The sequence below is a fragment of the Paraburkholderia sp. Clong3 genome, from assembly GCF_050436485.1.
GTDB classification, from domain to species: Bacteria; Pseudomonadota; Gammaproteobacteria; order Burkholderiales; family Burkholderiaceae; genus Paraburkholderia; species Paraburkholderia tuberum.
In genome coordinates this window covers 363,523-380,321 of the sequence record NZ_JBNDMH010000002.1, presented here as the reverse complement: position 1 = coordinate 380,321, position 16,799 = coordinate 363,523, and the positions used below count along the sequence as shown (strand labels likewise).

The 16,799-nt window shown below is 64.9% G+C and carries 17 protein-coding genes and 1 riboswitch; of the genes, 9 read left to right on the top strand and 8 right to left on the bottom strand.

Features of this window, described 5'->3' with window-relative positions:
* Positions 1 to 223: 223 nt before the first annotated feature.
* The 5 genes from OKW30_RS06050 to OKW30_RS06030 all read right to left on the bottom strand — a co-directional run bounded on the left by OKW30_RS06050 (position 224) and on the right by OKW30_RS06030 (position 3,560).
* On the bottom strand, positions 224 to 466 hold the full coding sequence (locus tag OKW30_RS06050) for a pentapeptide MXKDX repeat protein (RefSeq protein ID WP_187626594.1): 243 nt from the start codon (positions 464 to 466) through the stop codon (positions 224 to 226).
* 92 nt (positions 467 to 558) lie between these two features.
* Entirely contained in the window at positions 559 to 1,362 is an 804-nt protein-coding gene (locus OKW30_RS06045) for a molybdopterin-dependent oxidoreductase (protein ID WP_184071041.1), read from the bottom strand.
* A gap of 70 nt (positions 1,363 to 1,432) precedes the next feature.
* Positions 1,433 to 2,077: a cytochrome b/b6 domain-containing protein gene (locus OKW30_RS06040; RefSeq protein WP_184022043.1), complete on the bottom strand. Its 645-nt coding sequence runs from the start codon at positions 2,075 to 2,077 to the stop codon at positions 1,433 to 1,435.
* A 48-nt stretch (positions 2,078 to 2,125) separates the two neighbouring features.
* On the bottom strand, positions 2,126 to 2,989 hold the full coding sequence (locus OKW30_RS06035) for a DUF1223 domain-containing protein (RefSeq protein ID WP_429346255.1): 864 nt from the start codon (positions 2,987 to 2,989) through the stop codon (positions 2,126 to 2,128).
* Between the two features lie 112 nt (positions 2,990 to 3,101).
* Positions 3,102 to 3,560 (bottom strand): hypothetical protein, encoded by a 459-nt coding sequence (locus OKW30_RS06030; protein WP_187626591.1) that lies wholly within the window; start codon positions 3,558 to 3,560, stop codon positions 3,102 to 3,104.
* 594 nt (positions 3,561 to 4,154) lie between these two features.
* Here OKW30_RS06030 and OKW30_RS06025 point away from each other — a divergent pair.
* From OKW30_RS06025 to OKW30_RS06000, 6 genes are all read left to right on the top strand, one after another.
* A complete protein-coding gene (locus OKW30_RS06025; protein WP_429346254.1) occupies positions 4,155 to 4,556 on the top strand; it encodes a GreA/GreB family elongation factor in 402 nt (133 codons plus the stop codon).
* A gap of 143 nt (positions 4,557 to 4,699) precedes the next feature.
* A riboswitch (TPP riboswitch) is annotated at positions 4,700 to 4,817 on the top strand.
* A gap of 89 nt (positions 4,818 to 4,906) precedes the next feature.
* Positions 4,907 to 6,838, top strand: a complete 1,932-nt coding sequence (gene thiC, locus OKW30_RS06020) for a phosphomethylpyrimidine synthase ThiC (protein WP_184071047.1) — start codon at positions 4,907 to 4,909, stop codon at positions 6,836 to 6,838.
* Positions 6,839 to 6,984: 146 nt separating this feature from the next.
* Entirely contained in the window at positions 6,985 to 7,209 is a 225-nt protein-coding gene (locus tag OKW30_RS06015; protein ID WP_184071049.1) for a glycine zipper 2TM domain-containing protein, read from the top strand.
* 244 nt (positions 7,210 to 7,453) lie between these two features.
* Positions 7,454 to 7,933 carry a hypothetical protein gene (locus OKW30_RS06010; RefSeq protein WP_187626590.1) on the top strand — a complete coding sequence of 160 codons (480 nt, stop codon included), beginning with the start codon at positions 7,454 to 7,456 and terminating at the stop codon, positions 7,931 to 7,933.
* A 295-nt stretch (positions 7,934 to 8,228) separates the two neighbouring features.
* Positions 8,229 to 9,827, top strand: a complete 1,599-nt coding sequence (locus tag OKW30_RS06005; protein ID WP_429346253.1) for an L-lactate permease — start codon at positions 8,229 to 8,231, stop codon at positions 9,825 to 9,827.
* Positions 9,828 to 10,118: 291 nt separating this feature from the next.
* On the top strand, positions 10,119 to 11,045 hold the full coding sequence (locus OKW30_RS06000) for a DMT family transporter (protein WP_260336569.1): 927 nt from the start codon (positions 10,119 to 10,121) through the stop codon (positions 11,043 to 11,045).
* Positions 11,046 to 11,215: 170 nt separating this feature from the next.
* Here OKW30_RS06000 and bamC read toward each other — a convergent pair whose 3' ends face one another.
* The gene (bamC, locus tag OKW30_RS05995) at positions 11,216 to 12,451 is read right to left on the bottom strand and encodes an outer membrane protein assembly factor BamC (RefSeq protein ID WP_184071057.1); all 1,236 of its coding nucleotides are present in this window, start codon (positions 12,449 to 12,451) and stop codon (positions 11,216 to 11,218) included.
* 398 nt (positions 12,452 to 12,849) lie between these two features.
* On the opposite strand from bamC, the gene OKW30_RS05990 reads away from it, so the two are divergent.
* Positions 12,850 to 13,314 carry a DUF2844 domain-containing protein gene (locus tag OKW30_RS05990; protein WP_429346252.1) on the top strand — a complete coding sequence of 155 codons (465 nt, stop codon included), beginning with the start codon at positions 12,850 to 12,852 and terminating at the stop codon, positions 13,312 to 13,314.
* 69 nt (positions 13,315 to 13,383) lie between these two features.
* Positions 13,384 to 14,652, top strand: coding sequence for a DUF3443 domain-containing protein (locus tag OKW30_RS05985; protein ID WP_187626586.1), 1,269 nt, complete (start codon positions 13,384 to 13,386; stop codon positions 14,650 to 14,652).
* A 49-nt stretch (positions 14,653 to 14,701) separates the two neighbouring features.
* Here the strand turns inward: OKW30_RS05985 and OKW30_RS05980 are convergent, their stop codons facing one another.
* Positions 14,702 to 15,145, bottom strand: coding sequence for a hypothetical protein (locus OKW30_RS05980; protein WP_429346251.1), 444 nt, complete (start codon positions 15,143 to 15,145; stop codon positions 14,702 to 14,704).
* A gap of 206 nt (positions 15,146 to 15,351) precedes the next feature.
* On the opposite strand from OKW30_RS05980, the gene OKW30_RS05975 reads away from it, so the two are divergent.
* Positions 15,352 to 15,978 carry a cadmium resistance transporter gene (locus OKW30_RS05975; RefSeq protein WP_187626691.1) on the top strand — a complete coding sequence of 209 codons (627 nt, stop codon included), beginning with the start codon at positions 15,352 to 15,354 and terminating at the stop codon, positions 15,976 to 15,978.
* 99 nt (positions 15,979 to 16,077) lie between these two features.
* Here the strand turns inward: OKW30_RS05975 and OKW30_RS05970 are convergent, their stop codons facing one another.
* A complete protein-coding gene (locus OKW30_RS05970) occupies positions 16,078 to 16,410 on the bottom strand; it encodes a hypothetical protein (protein ID WP_184071067.1) in 333 nt (110 codons plus the stop codon).
* Positions 16,411 to 16,799: the final 389 nt, after the last annotated feature.

The following is a 16,799-nucleotide window of genomic DNA, read 5'->3' as shown; positions in this document are numbered from 1 at the left end:
ACACGATGCAACGCGGCCGCGCTGCGCGGCGGCAAGGTTGGCAAAGCCGCGGCGCGCACCGCATTATGCAGTAAGCGCCGAGAACACCACGCGAGAGAATCGTAACTTTTGGGTTTCCTGCAACAGAAAAGCCGGGGACGCATCCCCGGCTTGCGGTCAGTGTCGGATCCGTTCGATGCGCGGCCGTGCATCGGCAGGATCGCCAGGCACCCTCGGCGCCGACTCAGTTGCCCATCGTGCCCGACGCCTCGTGTTTCATCGCGTCGCCGCCCTTTTTCATCGAGTCGTGCTTCATCGTGTCCTTTTTCATGCCGTCCTTCGACATGCTGTCTTTGGGCATCGAATCTTTCGACATCGCATTCTTCGACATCTCATCGTTCGACATCGCGCCGCTCGCCTGCGCGAAGGCCGCGCCGCCGCTTGCCAGCATCAACAACGCGATCGTGGTAACTGCAATCTTCTTCATGGGATGACTCCTTGGGGGTGGATGAATCGAAGCCGGCGAGAGCCGGCGTGCTTCCGAAGCCGCTGCCGCAAGCGCGCGTGCGCCCGCATGCGTCAGGAGCCTCCGAACCAGTTGTAGCCCTGGTCGACCCAATAGCCGCCGGGATACGTGTTGGTGACGAATATTTCGACGATGTGCTTCGGATTCTTGTAGCCGAGCTTGGTCGGCATGCGCAGCTTCATCGGGTAGCCGTATTTCGCGGGCAGCCGTTCGCCGTCGTAGGAAAACGTCAGCAGCGTTTGCGGATGCAAAGCGGTCGGCATGTCGATGCTTTCGAAGTAGTCGTCCGCGCATTTGAAGCCGACGTACTTCGCCGTCGTGTCCGCGCCGACGCGCCGCAGAAAATCGCCGAATGGCGTGCCGCCCCAGCGGCCGATCGCGCTCCAGCCTTCGACGCAGATATGTCGCGTGATCTGCTCCGCGTGAGGCAGCGCGTACAGCTCGGGCAGCGTCCACACGCGCTGGCCGGTTACGAGACCGCTCAGCTTCAATTGATAATCTGAGCCGTCGACGTGCGGCACGTCGTCGATGCCGTAGTACGCGTTGAATGGAAACGGCCGCGTGATCTGCGCTTCGGTGTAGGTCGGCGCGAGCTGCTTCGGATCGAACAGCGCGGCCTGCGCGCGATCGTTCAGCCGCGACACGGCGGTGAGGAAACGATTCACGGAAGCGTCGTCGGTCAGCGAGCAGCCGGTCAGCATCGACAGGCCGCCGAGCGTCAAGAGCTGCTGGCCGAACAGGCGTCGCGACGGCATCGCCAGTTCGCGCTTCGCATCGAGCAGGATCGACGCGCGGTCGAGCTTGTGGCTCACACGATGTGCGGATGGGTCCGCTGGTTTCTCTATCGGCTTGTTCATGATTCGGTATCCGTTTGGAATTCGCGTTGCGATTTCATGAGCGTGAGCATGCGCGTGGGTAGCCGCGGGCTCAACGTCCGCGCAACATCGCGAGCAACGAGCGCGGCACGAGCGCGACCATCGCCAGATGCACGGCGAGAAACGCGGCCAGCAGCGACATCGCGCTGAAGTGCACGATGCGCGCGTTGTCGTAGCCGCCCATCAGTTCGCGCAGCAGCGGAAACTGCACCGACTTCCAGATCGCGAGCCCCGATAGCACGAGCACGATCAGATCGGCGATCGCGAACAGGTAGGCGAATTTCTGCACCGCGTTGTAGACGCGCAGATCGCCATGCGACAGCTTCCCGCGCAACGCGGCGACGAAATCGCGCAGTACCGCGCGCGGCGTCAGCGGCAGGAACTTGCGCACGAAGCGCCCGCTCGCGAGATTCAGCGCGATATACATGAGGCCGTTGAACACCAGCAGCCACATCGCCGCGAAGTGCCATTGCAGCGCGCCGCCGAGCCAGCCGCCCAGCGTGATCGCGGTCGGGAAGCTGAACGCCGGGAAGATCGGCGACGCGTCGTAGATGCGCCAGCCCGACAGCATCATCACGATCGCCGCGAGCGCATTCAGCCAATGCGTGATGCGCAGCCACAGCGGATGAATGACGCCGCGCTTCGGCGCGGTGGGCGCGGCGGGTGCGCTGGGGCGCAAGGCGTGGGGTGTGGACATGGGGCTCTCCTCGAGCAGCGGTAGTGAATGCGGCGCGCGCGATGTCGATCAACGGCACGCGGGAAGGTCGGTCGCTTGCAGCACGTCGCCGCTCGCGTCGCTTTCGACGAACGCGACCACGCCGAAGCGGCCGGCGGCGTTGGCGCCCGGATCGGCTTGCGCATCGAAGCTCGCAGCGTGTACATCGATGTCCTGATGAATCCGCGCGTGACCGGAGACGAGTGGCACGGGCCCGAACCAGGCGCGCACGACGCGCTCGTGATGCAGCGTCGCGCCGCGGTTTTCGCCCGCGCCGACCTGCGTCGTCAGCGCGTTCTCATAGATCGCGAGATAGGCGCTCAACGCACCCGTGGCGGCGGCTGCCGTCGTGCTGAACTGCGCATCGACATCGAACGCGCCGGGCGCACGCGGGCTCAGCGCAAGTGCGACGCTCGCCTGGGCGGGTTCGGCGACGAGCTCGTCGATGCGGCGCTCGAAACTGTCGCGTTGCGACCAGTCGCGCAGCTCGCGGCCCGCGACGAACACTTCCGGCGTATAGAGCGTGTGCGCGCCCGCGAGACGCGTCAGCGTTTGCTGACGTTCAGTGAAGCGATGCTGGGAAAAGCGGTCGGTCCAGCCGAGGCTGTTCCAGTAGTCGACGTGCAGCGCGAGCGGCACGATGCCGTGCGCGGCACCGTTGCTTTTCCATTGACTGAGCCAGCGGTCGGCGGGCGGGCAGCTATCGCAGCCCTCGCTGCTGTACAGCTCGACGAGCGCGACGCGGTGCGCGGGGCTGTGCGTGGCGCATAGGGGCCCGGCCGCGTCGGCCGCACTGATCCCGGAACCGCTCAGCAGAAAAAGCGCGAGGCCGACGGCGGGCGTCGAAAAAGTCGTAAAGCGCTGAAGTATCGAGCGATTGTGCGCGGTCGACATGACGTGCTCCGATCGTAATCTGCACGTTTGTCGAGCCGCGCGGCCGGTTATGACAAGCCTCTTTTAATTTTTTTTCCGGCGCGGGATGAGCCAGCCAAAGCTCGCCCGCGACTCAGTCGTAACTGACCACCACCGTCACGCGCGTGTCCGTATCGGTGCGCTTCGCGTTCAGCGACAGCACGCCGCCCGCGCGATCGACCGCGTAGTGGCCGTCGCGGGCCGTCGCGACGCGCCCGGTGCCATCGACGAAACGCGCCGCCACCAGATCGCGCGACTGCGTGCCGCCGTTCACTTCGAGCGCGACATCGGCCCCGCTGACGACGCCCGGCGGCGCGCTGAACGTCACCGTGCGCGAGAAGCGCTGACCCGCCACGCTCGCGCTACCGACGGCGACGCCTGGGGGCGCCGTATCCACGCTGATCTGCATCGGCGGTGCAACGATCATCCCCACGAACCGGATCACGCCGCCCGTCACCGTCGATGCCGCCGGCGCCGCCAGCGGCGCGGCGAGCAATGCCACCACCGCGACTGTGCGACCGAACGTTCGCCACCGCCTGCTTTCCGCTTTCATGTGCACCTCTTTGTCAATCGGCGCGAGTCGCCTCGCGCCATTCACGCGCCATCCCGCGAATCGCTTCGCCGGAGTGCGGCCTTCGCTGCACTTTGTTTAACGGCAATCCTCTGACTGGCTTGAACGCAATGCGGACCACACCGCTTTCTTCTCGCACCGCACAAAAACGGTCAATCGACGGGCGCGACGTCGCAAACGGAACTGCGTGAGACAGCGTGCTACCATCAAACTTTCGTCTCGCTGCTGCCGCGCGGCCTCACGCTTTGTCGCCCGGCGCCTCTCGATCGCTCTTCCCCAACACCTGGTCGTTTTGCCCGTGACTTCTCTGCGTCGTCCGACTTTCCGTGCTCTCGCCCGCTTGCGCCCATGCCGCGCAGGCGAGTGCGCGCGCGCGGGCGTCGCGTCGCACGGCCCCGGCGAGACGTCCCGAACGGTCCCGCTTCACGCCGCCCGGCGCCCTCGCTGACGCAGTCCGCCAATTCCCAGGGCCGCGTCGCCGGGCACCGGGCTCTCCCATTCGTCCACTCATCCGCCGACCACCCCATGGGTCGTTGCACGCGGCCATCCATGACCGCCTTATCCGGAGTCCTGATGATGAAGAAGATCAAAACCTGCTACCTGACCGAACTCGACGTGACCCGCCTCGAGAAATACGCGGCCACCGACGCCAAGTTGCAGCACATGCTCGACGATGTGCTCGAACGCGCGGTGATCGTCGACTCGCACGACATCCCCGCCGACGTCGTCACGATGAACTCGCAAGCGACGCTGAGCGACGCGGCGAGCGGCGAACAGATGACGTGGACCGTCGTCTATCCGCCCAACGCCGATCTCGCGCAAGGGCGCCTGAACGTGTTCTCGCCGGCTGGCCTCGCGCTGCTCGGCGCGCGCCGCGGCGAGAGCATCCGCTTCACGCCACCCAGCGGCGATCAGAAAGTGCTCAAGCTCGACAAAATCCTGTATCAGCCTGAAGCCGCCGACGATTTTTCACTGTAAGGCAGCCGTTCCCTCGCTGTAAGTTGCCCTGTCCGATGCGGTCTCGAATCAAGCATAGGAGATGTCTGGGGTTTCATCCGGACCAGTTTTTTGAATCATTCAGACAGGTTGCCAAACCGCGGGCGGGCGGTGTATCGTGTGCGCTGCTAACGCGGGGGTCCTGCGTAGCGCGGAGCTGGAGGTCCGTGTTGCGTGGGTGAGAAATACCCTTTGAACCTGATCTGGATAATGCCAGCGCAGGGAAGCGTACGGATTTCGCTCCAGCCTCAAGGGCCTCACCTCTGCGCGATTTTCCGACTACTTCCATCTCGGTCTCCTGCTTAGCCGCCCCACTTTGTACGGAGACTTACATGAACGCCAACCCGAAGTTTATTTCCGCCGAAGCCCACGTGGACGAGGCCGCCGTCGCGCCGTTGCCGAATTCGCGCAAGGTCTACGTGACCGGCTCGCGCCCCGACATCCGCGTGCCGATGCGCGAAATCTCGCAGGCCGACACGCCCGACAGCTTCGGCGGCGAAAAGAATCCGCCGATCTACGTGTACGACACCTCGGGCGCCTACTCCGACCCGGACGCCAGGATCGACATCCGCGCGGGTCTGCCCGCGCTGCGCGAGGCGTGGATCGAGGAGCGCGGCGACACCGAGCCGCTGACCGGTCTGTCGAGCAGCTTCAGCCGCGAGCGCGCCGCCGATCCGGCCACCGCGCAGCTGCGCTTTCCGGGACTGCATCGCACGCCGCGCCGCGCGATCGCCGGCAGGAACGTGACGCAGATGCACTACGCGAAGCAAGGCCTCATCACGCCGGAAATGGAATACATCGCGATTCGCGAAAACCAGCGCCGTGCCGAGTACCTCGAGACCCTGAAGACGAGCGGCCCGAACGGCGCGAAGCTCGCCGCGATGATGGGCCGTCAGCACCCCGGCCAGGCATTCGGCGCGAGCGCGTTCGGTCCGAACGGCCTCACCGAAATCACTGCGGAATTCGTGCGCGAGGAAATCGCGCGCGGCCGCGCGATCATCCCGAACAACATCAATCACCCGGAAAGCGAGCCGATGATCATCGGCCGCAACTTCCTCGTGAAGGTCAATGCGAACATCGGCAACTCGGCGGTGACATCGTCGATCGGCGAGGAAGTCGACAAGATGACGTGGGCGATCCGCTGGGGCGGCGACACGGTGATGGATCTGTCGACCGGCAAGCACATTCATGAAACACGCGAATGGATCATCCGCAACAGCCCGGTGCCGATCGGCACGGTGCCGATCTATCAGGCGCTCGAAAAGGTCAACGGCAAGGCTGAAGACCTCACCTGGGAAATCTTCCGCGACACGCTGATCGAGCAGGCCGAGCAAGGCGTCGACTACTTCACGATCCACGCGGGCGTGCGTCTGCAATATGTGCCGCTCACGGCGAACCGGATGACCGGCATCGTGTCGCGCGGCGGCTCGATCATGGCGAAGTGGTGTCTCGCGCATCACAAGGAAAGCTTCCTGTACGAGCATTTCGAAGAGATCTGCGAAATCATGAAGGCCTACGACGTGGCCTTCTCACTCGGCGACGGCCTGCGTCCCGGCTCGATCTACGACGCGAACGACGAAGCGCAACTGGGCGAGCTGAAGACGCTCGGCGAACTCACGCAGATCGCGTGGAAGCACGACGTGCAGGTGATGATCGAAGGTCCGGGCCATGTGCCGATGCAGCTGATCAAGGAGAACATGGACCTGCAGCTCGACTGGTGCGACGAAGCGCCGTTCTACACGCTCGGGCCGCTGACCACCGACATCGCGCCGGGCTACGACCACATCACGTCGGGCATTGGCGCCGCGATGATCGGCTGGTTCGGCACCGCGATGCTGTGCTACGTGACGCCGAAGGAACACCTCGGTCTGCCGAACAAGGACGACGTGAAGACCGGCATCATCACGTACAAGCTCGCCGCGCATGCCGCCGATCTCGCGAAGGGTCATCCGGGTGCGCAGGTGCGCGACAACGCGCTGTCGAAGGCGCGCTTCGAATTCCGCTGGGAAGACCAGTTCAATCTCGGTCTCGACCCGGACAAGGCGCGCGAATTCCACGACGAAACGCTGCCGAAGGATTCGGCCAAGGTCGCGCATTTCTGCTCGATGTGCGGCCCGCACTTCTGCTCGATGAAGATCACCCAGGACGTACGCGAGTTCGCCGCGCAACAAGGCGTCACCGACGACGAAGCGCTGAAGAAAGGCATGGAAGTAAAGTCGATCGAGTTCATGAAGCAAGGCGCGGAGATTTATCAGCGGCAATGAGCGGATTGCGCGATTCGCGCTAACCGGCACTGCAGTATCGAAGCCCGCCGGCATGGCGGGCTTTTCTTTTCCACCGCATCGAGCAGGCACGTTGCGTGCTAAGAGAAGGGAAACATCTGTTTCCAACAACGAGCGGAGTCAGCATCATGAAATCGATCCGTCATCTCGGTACTCGTCTTGGTACGGTCGCAACCGCCCTTTCACTTGTCGCGGGTCTCGCGGCATGCGGCGACATGTCCCCACGCACACGCGATACCGCGATCGGCGCGGGTGTCGGCGGCGCCGCTGGCGCGGCGATCGGTGGCAGCGGCTTATCGACGTTGGGCGGCGCGGCGGTAGGCGGTGTCATCGGTAACCAGGTCGGCAAGTGAGCGGCAAGTGAGCGTTGCGTCCGATGACGCGTCTAACGATTCATACAGGACAGCAAACGATTTTTTCGGACCACGATCCGGACTGCCGAGGGCGGCGGATGCGGTGCGCCCTCGTCCCGACAACGCGCGTGGAAATAGGCTGAAATATGCGGTTGCAGTTTTGCCACAGCGCTGCCGCGGCAAGAGCGTAAGCTCCTCGTAACGACGTCGCGCAAGGCGGCATCGGTTCATCGAGGAGCGCGCCATGAAGTCCCGCGTCGTCACCCATCTTTGCGTGGTGCGCCTCTCGACGCCACGCGATTCGTCCAGTTTTTCCGCGAGGTTCGCGCGTCCCGCCACCGCGATTTGCGTGCTCGCCTCGAGTCTCTTTTTGGCAGGCTGCTATTACCCCGCCGGCTACTATCCCGCCGGCTATTACCCGTCGTACTATTCGACCGCGCCCGCGACCACAGCCGACCAAACCGCGCCGGCGACCGATCAACAGCAGCCGCCTCAAGCCCAGGCGCAAATGCAGGTCGCACCGCAAGACATGCCGCCCGGTTATGCGGTCCCCGCGCCCGGTTATGCGGCGCCGCCGGTTTATCCCGCCTACTATCCGCCGCCGGCTTATCCTTATCCCGCTTATTACGGCTACCCCGCCTACTACGGACCGTCGATTGCGATCGGCATTGGCGGTTATTGGGGCGGCCATTGGGGCGGTCATGGGGGCGGCCACTCGCATTGACCTGTCCTCTTTCGTCGCGGAGCGTGCACGCGCCGGCACTTCAACTGCCGGCGCGCGCGCTTCTTCATGAGTCGTTTTTCCGCGCGTATCGCCCTCCACCGCGCATACCCCGCCCGTACTTTCCCGGCTTGACGCGCCGGTAAGGCGCTCTATCCTTGGAAGGTTTCATGCAGCACCCGCTTAAATCGCGCGACGCCGCTTTGTCGAGGCCACTTGCGAGCGTCCGCCGAATCAGAGCGACGCGCCGTCATGCGCAATCCCCCGCGTCGAATTACACAACAACGAAGGAGACGTAATGTTTCATCAACTACTCACTCCGGTTGGCAATTCGCTTTTTCCGTCGTTCATCGTCGCCGCGCTGCCGATCATCGCCGTGCTCGCGCTGCTCGGCTGGGCGCGCAGGCCCGCGTGGCAAGCGTCGCTCGCGGGACTGATCATCGGTTTGATCGTGGCGATTTTCGTCTGGCAGTTTCCGGTCGGGCTCGCGTTCAACTCGGTCGCGGCTGGCGTCGTGTTCGCGATCTGGCCAGTGATGTGGATCGTGGTCACCGCGATCCTGCTGTACAACATCGCGCAGCGCTCGGGACGCTTCGAGGCCTTCCGCCTGTGGATGATCGACAACCTGCCGAACGACCGGCGCATCGTGCTCGTCGTGGTCGGCTTTTCGTTCGGCGCGCTGCTCGAGGGCATTTCGGGTTTCGGCACGCCGGTCGCGATCACGAGCTCGCTGCTGATCATGCTCGGCTTTCCGACGCTCGAAGCGCTGACCTTCACGCTGATCTTCAACACCGCGCCGGTCGCGTTCGGCGCGCTCGGCGTGCCGATCACGGTGCTCGGCGCGGTCACCCATCTGCCGTCCGATGTGCTCGGCAAGATGGTCGGGCGGCAATTGCCTTTCTTCGCGGTCCTGCTGCCCTTCTATGTGATCGCCGTGTACGCGGGCTTTCGCAACATGCTGCGGATCTGGCCGGTGCTGCTGGTCGCGGGCCTGAGCTTCGCGCTGACCCAGTTCGTCGTCTCGAACTTCATCAACTACAGCCTGACCGACGTGCTGTCGTCGCTGGTTTCGCTGATCCTCACCGTTGCTTTCCTGCGCGTCTGGAAGCCCGCCGTCGATCCGAAATTCGCGGTCAACGTCGATCGCATCAGCGAGGTGCGCGGCAAGATCGGCGGCGCACAGGGCTGGTATCCGTGGATCATCGTGTCGGTCGTCGTGATCATCTGGACGATCGCGAGGATCTTCACGATCGGCGACATCAAGGTGTCGTGGCCCGGTCTCGACAAGGCCGTGTTCATCACGCTCTACAACACGCCGTACGGCGCGGTCTGGGACTTCCAGCCGCTCGCGACCGGTACCGCGATCCTCGTCGCCGCGCTCATCACGGCGTTCGTCGTACGGCTCTCGCCCGCCGAGTTCGGCAAGGCGATCTCCGATACGTGGGTGCAAACGCGCATCGCGATCCTGACCGTGGCAACGATCGTCGGCCTCGCTTACCTGATGAACTACTCGGGACTCACCTACACGCTCGGTCTCGGCGTTGCGTCGGTCGGGCCGCTGTTTCCGCTCGTGTCGGCGTTCCTCGGCTGGGTGGCGGTGTTCCTGTCGGGCAGCGATACGTCGGGCAATGCGCTGTTCGGCAATCTGCAGGTGGTCGCGGCCAACCAGCTCAATCTGAATCCGGTGCTGATGGCGGCGACCAACTCGTCGGGCGGCGTGATGGGCAAGATGATCTCGCCGCAGAACATCGCGACCGGCGTCGCGACCACCGAGTTGAAGGGCAAGGAAGGTGTCGTGTTCGCCAAGACCTTCAAACATTCGATTCTGCTGACGGTGCTGCTTGGCGTGCTCGTCTGGGCGCAGCAGAACGTCCTGCAATGGATGATTCCGCATTGAGGTCGCGCCAGTAACGGTGCAATGCAATTCACATCTTTTCGGACGGCCGCCCGCGCATCGCGGGCGCCGTTTCCGATCCCATCCCCACTGCCGTTCCGCCGATCGCAATTTTTCTCACATATCGGCGAGAATTGCTCGTTTGGCGCGCGCCCTCGCAGCGCTTACCATCTACCTCACCGGACGCGGCCGTCTCCCGGATCTTGCCGTTTCATCCTGTACTGAAACGATTCGCGCGATCGCACTGTTACGATGAGCTGGCGTCCCGACTCAACTGCGCGCGGCGCCATTCCAATGAAAACCAGAAACCTGCTGCAACTGCTGATCCTCGCTGCCCTGTGGGGCGCATCGTTCCTGTTCATCCGCGTCGGCGTGACCGACTTCGGCGTCGCGCCGCTGATGGCGCTGCGCGTCGGCATCGGCGCCCTCTTTCTCGCGATCGTGCTGATCGCGCGACGGCCGCTGCAACAGTCCGCCACCGTGTTGCGCACGCACGCAGCGCCGCTGCTCGTGGTCGGTATCGTCAATTCGGCGGCGCCATTCTGCCTGTTCGCGTATGCCGAGCTGACACTGTCGGCGGGCGTCACGTCGGTGATCAATGCGTGCGCGCCGCTGTGGGGCGCGCTGGTCGGCTTCCTGTGGCTGCGCGACCGGCTCAGCGCACTGCGCACGCTCGGTCTCGTGGTCGGCTTTCTCGGCGTGCTGATGCTCGTGTGGGATCAGATCGCGGCGCCGGCCGGCTCGGCCGCCTCGCCGCTGAGCGTCGCGCTCGCGGCCGGCGCCGCGCTCGGCGCCACGCTGCTCTACGGCATCGCCGCCAACTACACGAAGCGTCACCTGACTGGCGTCGACGCGCTGACCGTCGCGACCGGCACGATGATCGGCGCGACGATCGTGCTGCTGCCGCTCGCGGTCATCTACTGGCCCGCCGCGCCGATCTCGCTGCGCGCGTGGGGCGCGGTGATCGCGCTCGGCGTCGCCTGTACCGGCATCGCGTACATGCTTTTCTTCCATCTGATCGCAGTCGCCGGGCCGACGCGCGCGATCACCGTGACCTTCGTGATTCCGATCTTCGGCATTCTGTGGGGCGCGTTGTTTCTCGGCGAGACGGTGTCGCCCGGCATGCTCGAAGGGTGCGCGGTGATTCTGGTCGGCACCGCGTTGGCGACCGGCGTAGTCAAGCGCTTGCCGTGGATGGGGACGCGGCGCGCGGATACCTGAGCGCACGGAGTCAATCGGCAACCGCGTCGGGTCGCGGCTTGCCGATCCGGTCACGTTACATCGGCTCACGCGCGCGCCGTTCGCGCGTCAAATGCATAGTCAAAAAAAACCGCCCGGATTTCTCCGGGCGGTTTCGTCGAACCGGCGGCGTCGGCCGCGAGGCTCTCGTATCAGTGCAGCTGGTCGGCCATCAGGCTCATGATCTGCTTGGCCTGCGAGCTTTCGTCGAGCTGACCCTTGTCGTCGACCACGGCCACGCGGGTCTGGTTCGGCGTCACGGCGCGCACGTTCACGCGATACTGCCTGGCGACCTTCTCCTTCTTGCCGTGGAAGACCTGGCTCCAGAAGCCCTGCTCGGCCGACGACATATCCTTCGGATCGACGTAGCGCACGAAATAGAGGCCGCGGCTCATGTCGCGATCGTCGACCGTGAAATTGCTGCGATCGAGCGCGAGGCCCACGCGCAGCCACGCGCGGTCATACGGCTCGGCGAGTGTGAGTTCGGTCGATGAGAGCTGCGCCGACGTGTTGTTGGCCGAATCCGCGTCCGGCATAGGCGGTTGCGCCGCGAGAGCGACGTTCTGCGCGACAACGGCGGCCGTCGCCGACTTCGCACCCGCCGTCGCCGCGTTCGGCGCGATCTGCGTGCCCGCGGGCGACAGCTCGGCGTTCTGTGTGCCACCCGCGTTGCTACCCGAATCGGCCCGCGCCAGCGAGACCATCAGGCGCTTCAGGTATTCCTCCTCGAGCGCCGGGTCGTTCGGCTTGGGTTGCCACTGGGTCGACTCGTTGTTCGTACCGGTGATCGCCTCACGCATGCCTTTCTGGCTGACGAACACATAGGTGCCGCCGTTCGGCGCCGCTTCGAGACGCGTGCGGAACTTGTTGCGCTCCGAACTCACGTAGCTGTTGCCCATCGCCTTCGACAGCGTGTTGCGGATAAAGCCGTCGTTGATCTGCGCGTGGGTTTCGTTCCAGTCGGTTTCCATCACGCCCTTGTCGCGCTGGTCGACGACGAGCAGGAAGCCCTGCTCCTGCCAGAAGCGGCGGATTTGCGGCCAGGCCTGATCGGGCGTTTTGTTGTCGATCACGAGCCAGCTCTCGGTGCCGTCGCGCTGGATGTGGATGCCCTGGACGGGCGGCACGACCGCGACCGCGTCGCCGGCCGGCGCCTGTGCCTGCACCTGTTTCAGCGTGGACAGCGAGGTTTCGCCGCCCTGCGGCGGCAGCGAACGCTGATCGGCCGTCTCGTCGATCATGTTCGGCGGTACGGCAAGCGATACCTGCTTCGAACGGGAGTCGCTCCTATAGTCGATTTTGGTCGGCGACGAGGTGCCGCAGCCGGCGACCAGCCCGCCTGCCATGAGCATTACTGCAAACCGCTTGGTGAGACGAAAATCAGTCATGTTCGGGGAATCCTTCCGCTACGCCACGGCAAGTTTCCGTGGATCAACCCAACATTTTACCGGTCCCGGCGAGGCCTGTGCAAAAACTGGGGTTTGCCCGCGAATCGCCACATGCCACGGCTACGAAGCGACCACGGGAAAAAAGTCCGCGCCCATCATGCTATTTGCCTTCTTATGAGGTAAATTTAACACTCAATAACACTTTCGGGTTGACCTTGGGAGTATTCCCAAGTCTTTGCCGGAGGCCCGCCGAATAAGGGCTTCCGGTCTGCATGCGGCTTGTTTTTAAACATGGCGCGCGGTCCTGTCCGCCGCGATGTGCAAAGACCAGAAAAAACCAGCGCTAGATTAATCGAGTTATCTCAATAAAAAATCCGGCGCCAAACGAGGAAGGCCTCATGTCCCAGTCCTGTCTCAATCCATCCGCGATCGCCTCGGCGATCGCCGTCGTCGCGTGCTGCGCGAGCTTCGGCGCGCATGCCGAATTGGGCGGCACGATGCCGAACCAGGCGGTGTCGGGCGCGAGCGCGCCGCGCACGCTGCTCAATGGCGCACTGCGCGAGCGCACGTGGACCGACGCTGGCAATACGACCATCATCGAATACGCGACCAGCACCGGCCTGATCGTCGCCTACGCGTGGCAAGGCCCGACGATGCCGGATCTGCACGCGCTACTCGGCAAATACGGCGACTCGTACAAGACAGGCGCCGCGGCGGCGGCCGGCAGCGGCAATCTGCATTCGTCGCGGGTCACGCGCGCCGACGTGATCGTCGAGTCCGGCGGACCAATGCGCGGCTACGTCGGCCGCGCGTGGCTGCCGGCGGCTTTGCCCGCCGGCGTCACCTCCGACGACATCCAGTAACGCGTGCGCCCCGCACGCGTCGCTCGCGCCCCCTTCACGCCTGAGTTCCACCCGACGGATCGCCACGCCATGAAATCCGCCTTGCGTTTCCATGCCCTGCTTCTGATCGTCTGCGCGGCCCTCGTCGGCTGCGGCGGCGGAGGCGGCAGTTCCTCGTCCAGCTCGTCCGGCTCGGGCTCGACGCCGTCCGCGACCGCGCCGACCTCGTCGACCAGTTCCACGAGCGCGTCGAACACGACGCAGAGCGCGAACGTGCCGCAATCGACCACGCCCAACGTGCAACTGGTCACGGTCGGCGTATCGCCCGGCAGTACGCGCAACATGCTGACGACGAGCGTCACCGTCTGCCAGGCCGGCACCAGCAACTGCGCGACGATCGACGACATCCAGGTCGACACCGGCTCGAACGGCCTGCGCATCCTCGCATCGGCGCTGCCGACGACCCTGTCGCTGCCGAGCATCGCCGCGGGCGGCGGCGTGAGCGCCGAATGCGCGGTGTTCGGCAGCGGTTATGCGTGGGGCTCGATCCGCAACGCGGACGTACGCATGGCTGGCCAACAGGCGTCATCGATTCCGATCCAGGTAATCGCCGACAGTGCGCTGCCCGCTGCACCCACCGACTGCGCGAACTCCGGCGCGTCGCTGCTGACGGTGTCGAGCCTGCACTCGAACGGGATCCTCGGCGTGGGCCTGTTCCCGGTCGACTGCGGCAACGGCTGCTCGAACTCCGCATTGCCGCGCTGGTACTACAGCTGCACGACGAGCGGCTGCACCGCAACCGCGCAGCCGCTCGCACAGCAGGTGACCAACCCGGTCAGCAGCTTCCCGCTCGACAACAACGGCGTCGTGATCGACCTGCCGGCCGTCGCCGATGCGGGCGCGGCCAGCGTGTCGGGCTCGTTGATCTTCGGCATCGGCACCCAGTCGAACAACACGCTGACGAGCCCGAACGTCCTGAAGGCGAACGCCGCGACCGGCTACGTGACGACGAACTCGGGCGGTCAGACCTATGCGGTGAGCTATCTCGACAGCGGCTCGAACGGCCTGTTCTTCCACTCGACGCAGTTCCCGTTGTGCGGCTTCTGGTACTGCCCGACTTCGACGCAGTCGGCGAGCGCGTCGATCTCCGGCATCGATGGCGTGTCGAGCACGGTGTCATTCGACATAGCCAATTCGAGCACGCTGTTCTCATCGTCGAACAACGCGTTCGACAATCTCGCCGGCAATTCGAGTCAGGGCTTCGGCTGGGGCTTGCCGTTCTTTTACGGCAAACGCATTTACACGGCGATTGCGGCGCGCAATACGTCGGCCGGCCAGGGGCCGTATTACGCGTTCTGAGATTGATTGGGTTGGATGCGCAGCGATGGCGCGAGACGCGGACGGGAACTCAGCCCGCCGCGCTGGCCGGTTGCGCGGCCGGCGCGGCCAGCTTTGCCGGCGCGAGCCAGCGGAATACGTCCAGCTCTTCGCCGTGGAACGTGCACTCGGCGGCGGCCGGCGTGCTGACCCTCTTCGGCTCGGCCTGCTTCGCGGCCACGCTGACGTCCGTCGCCGCTTGCGATGCCGATGCCGCGAGCGGCGCAGAGACCGCCACCTCGGACGCGCTTAGCCGATGCTCGATCGTCCCCTCCACCACGACGCGCGAGCCGCGAATCGCGGCCCCGCGATGCGTGACCCGCAGCGTATCCGACGACATCCCCGACGACGCCTCGGCCAGCTTGCTGCGCATCAATTGTTCGCATGCGCCCGAGTTGCGGGTACCGATCGTGCAGGCCGCCAGCAGCGCCGCGGCGCTCGCGACACAGGCGATAGAGAGAAGGCGAATCTTCATCGATGTTCCGTTGTTCCAGGCCTCGGTCATTGTAGCTTACGACCCCATCGCCCGGCTTAGCGGCCGCCTGCCGCTTGACCTTGATGCGGCGCATCGGCATTGTGTTGACCGGTCGCGCGCTCGATGGCGCAGCCGGCAGCCCGGTTGCCCACATTGCGCGGCGAATTCAAAACGACTCTACCCCCGGTAACGATCTCGGCTTCTTCATGCTCAGCCTCGTCCTGCTCGCGATCGTCGCCTACGCCGCGACCAATATCGACAACCTGTTCGTGCTGCTCGGCTTTCTGACCGAAACGGGCGTGGAGCGGCGCCGCGTGGTTGCGGGACAGTACGCGGGCTCTTTGATCCTCGTCGCCGCGGCGCTCGTGCTCGCGGCCTTGCTCACGCGCCTGCCGGCCGGTTATGTGGGCCTGCTCGGCTTGCTGCCGATCGTCGTGGGCCTGCACAAGGCCTGGCAGCGCTTCGGTCCCGGCCACGCGCGGCGCAACGCCAGCGAAGATAGCGAGGACAGCCGCGCAAGCGCTCCGCCATCCGTTCGCGGCTCATCGAGCTGGACCGTCGCGAGCGTCGCCATCGCCAACGGCTCGGACAACCTCGCCGTCTACGTGCCGCTGTACGCGAGTCGTACGCCCGCCGAGAACGCGCTGGTTTCGCTCGTGTTCGTCGTGATGATCGGGCTCTGGTGCGCGGGCGCGGCATGGCTGGTCGACCACCCGTTGCTCGGCGCGCCGATCCGACGCTACGGCTCGGCGCTGCTGCCGCTGATCCTCCTCACGATAGGCGTATCGGTGATTGTGAACAGCGATACGTTGCGACTTTTGTCCGGCGCGTGATCAACGCGGGGCGTCGACGAAGACTGCGCGGCACGCACCGGCTTCAGCTTGCCGCCTTCAGCGTCGTAGTCTTCGTCTGCCGATCCTGCTTCGCCAGTCTCAATTCGCCGGCTGGGTCGGTTGCACGTAAGTACGCAGGCCCGCCAGCGGCGCGCCATAGCCGCCCGCGCTCGCGTTGTTCGGCAAGCCGTTGACCAGTTGCGCACGCGGATCGGTCGGATTCAGATTCAGCTCGCCCGCCTGCTGGTTGCCATGCGTCGGATACTCGCTGCCGCGCGCCGCCTGCGGCATCAGACGCGTACTGTTCTGCGGCGCGTTCATGTCGTTCTGCGCGCTGAGCCCCTGCGCGCCGGCCTGCCCGACGAACCCACATGCCAACGCCGCGCACGCGCAGATCCTCGCGAGGCTGGATATCTTCGCTACCCTTTTCATGTTCACCTCCTGCTCTGTGAATTGACGACGCCTAGTGAGCTCACCCCTGAATCGAGTGCCGCGCGAGCGTCCCACGGCACCTTCCATACGAGCGGCCGCTCGCCCCCTTCTGCAGCCGAGCAGGCCGCGGCCCACTCCACCTCGGCCCTTGACGCTTTCTCAATAATATGTTCCTATTGCGCACTATGTACCGCGCCCAGACCACCCTATCGCTACTACTAGCCCGCTCTACCGGGCTAGGTCTGCTGCTGCGCGCGTCCGCTTCTCTCTGATACACCGAAGCATCGCTTGAATCCCCAGTAACTGACCCAGCCCCGGTTTCCGACCGGCGGCCCAGTATCGCGTTTTCGTCGTCCGGTCGACACCCATTCCACGGTCTCTCCCCCGGA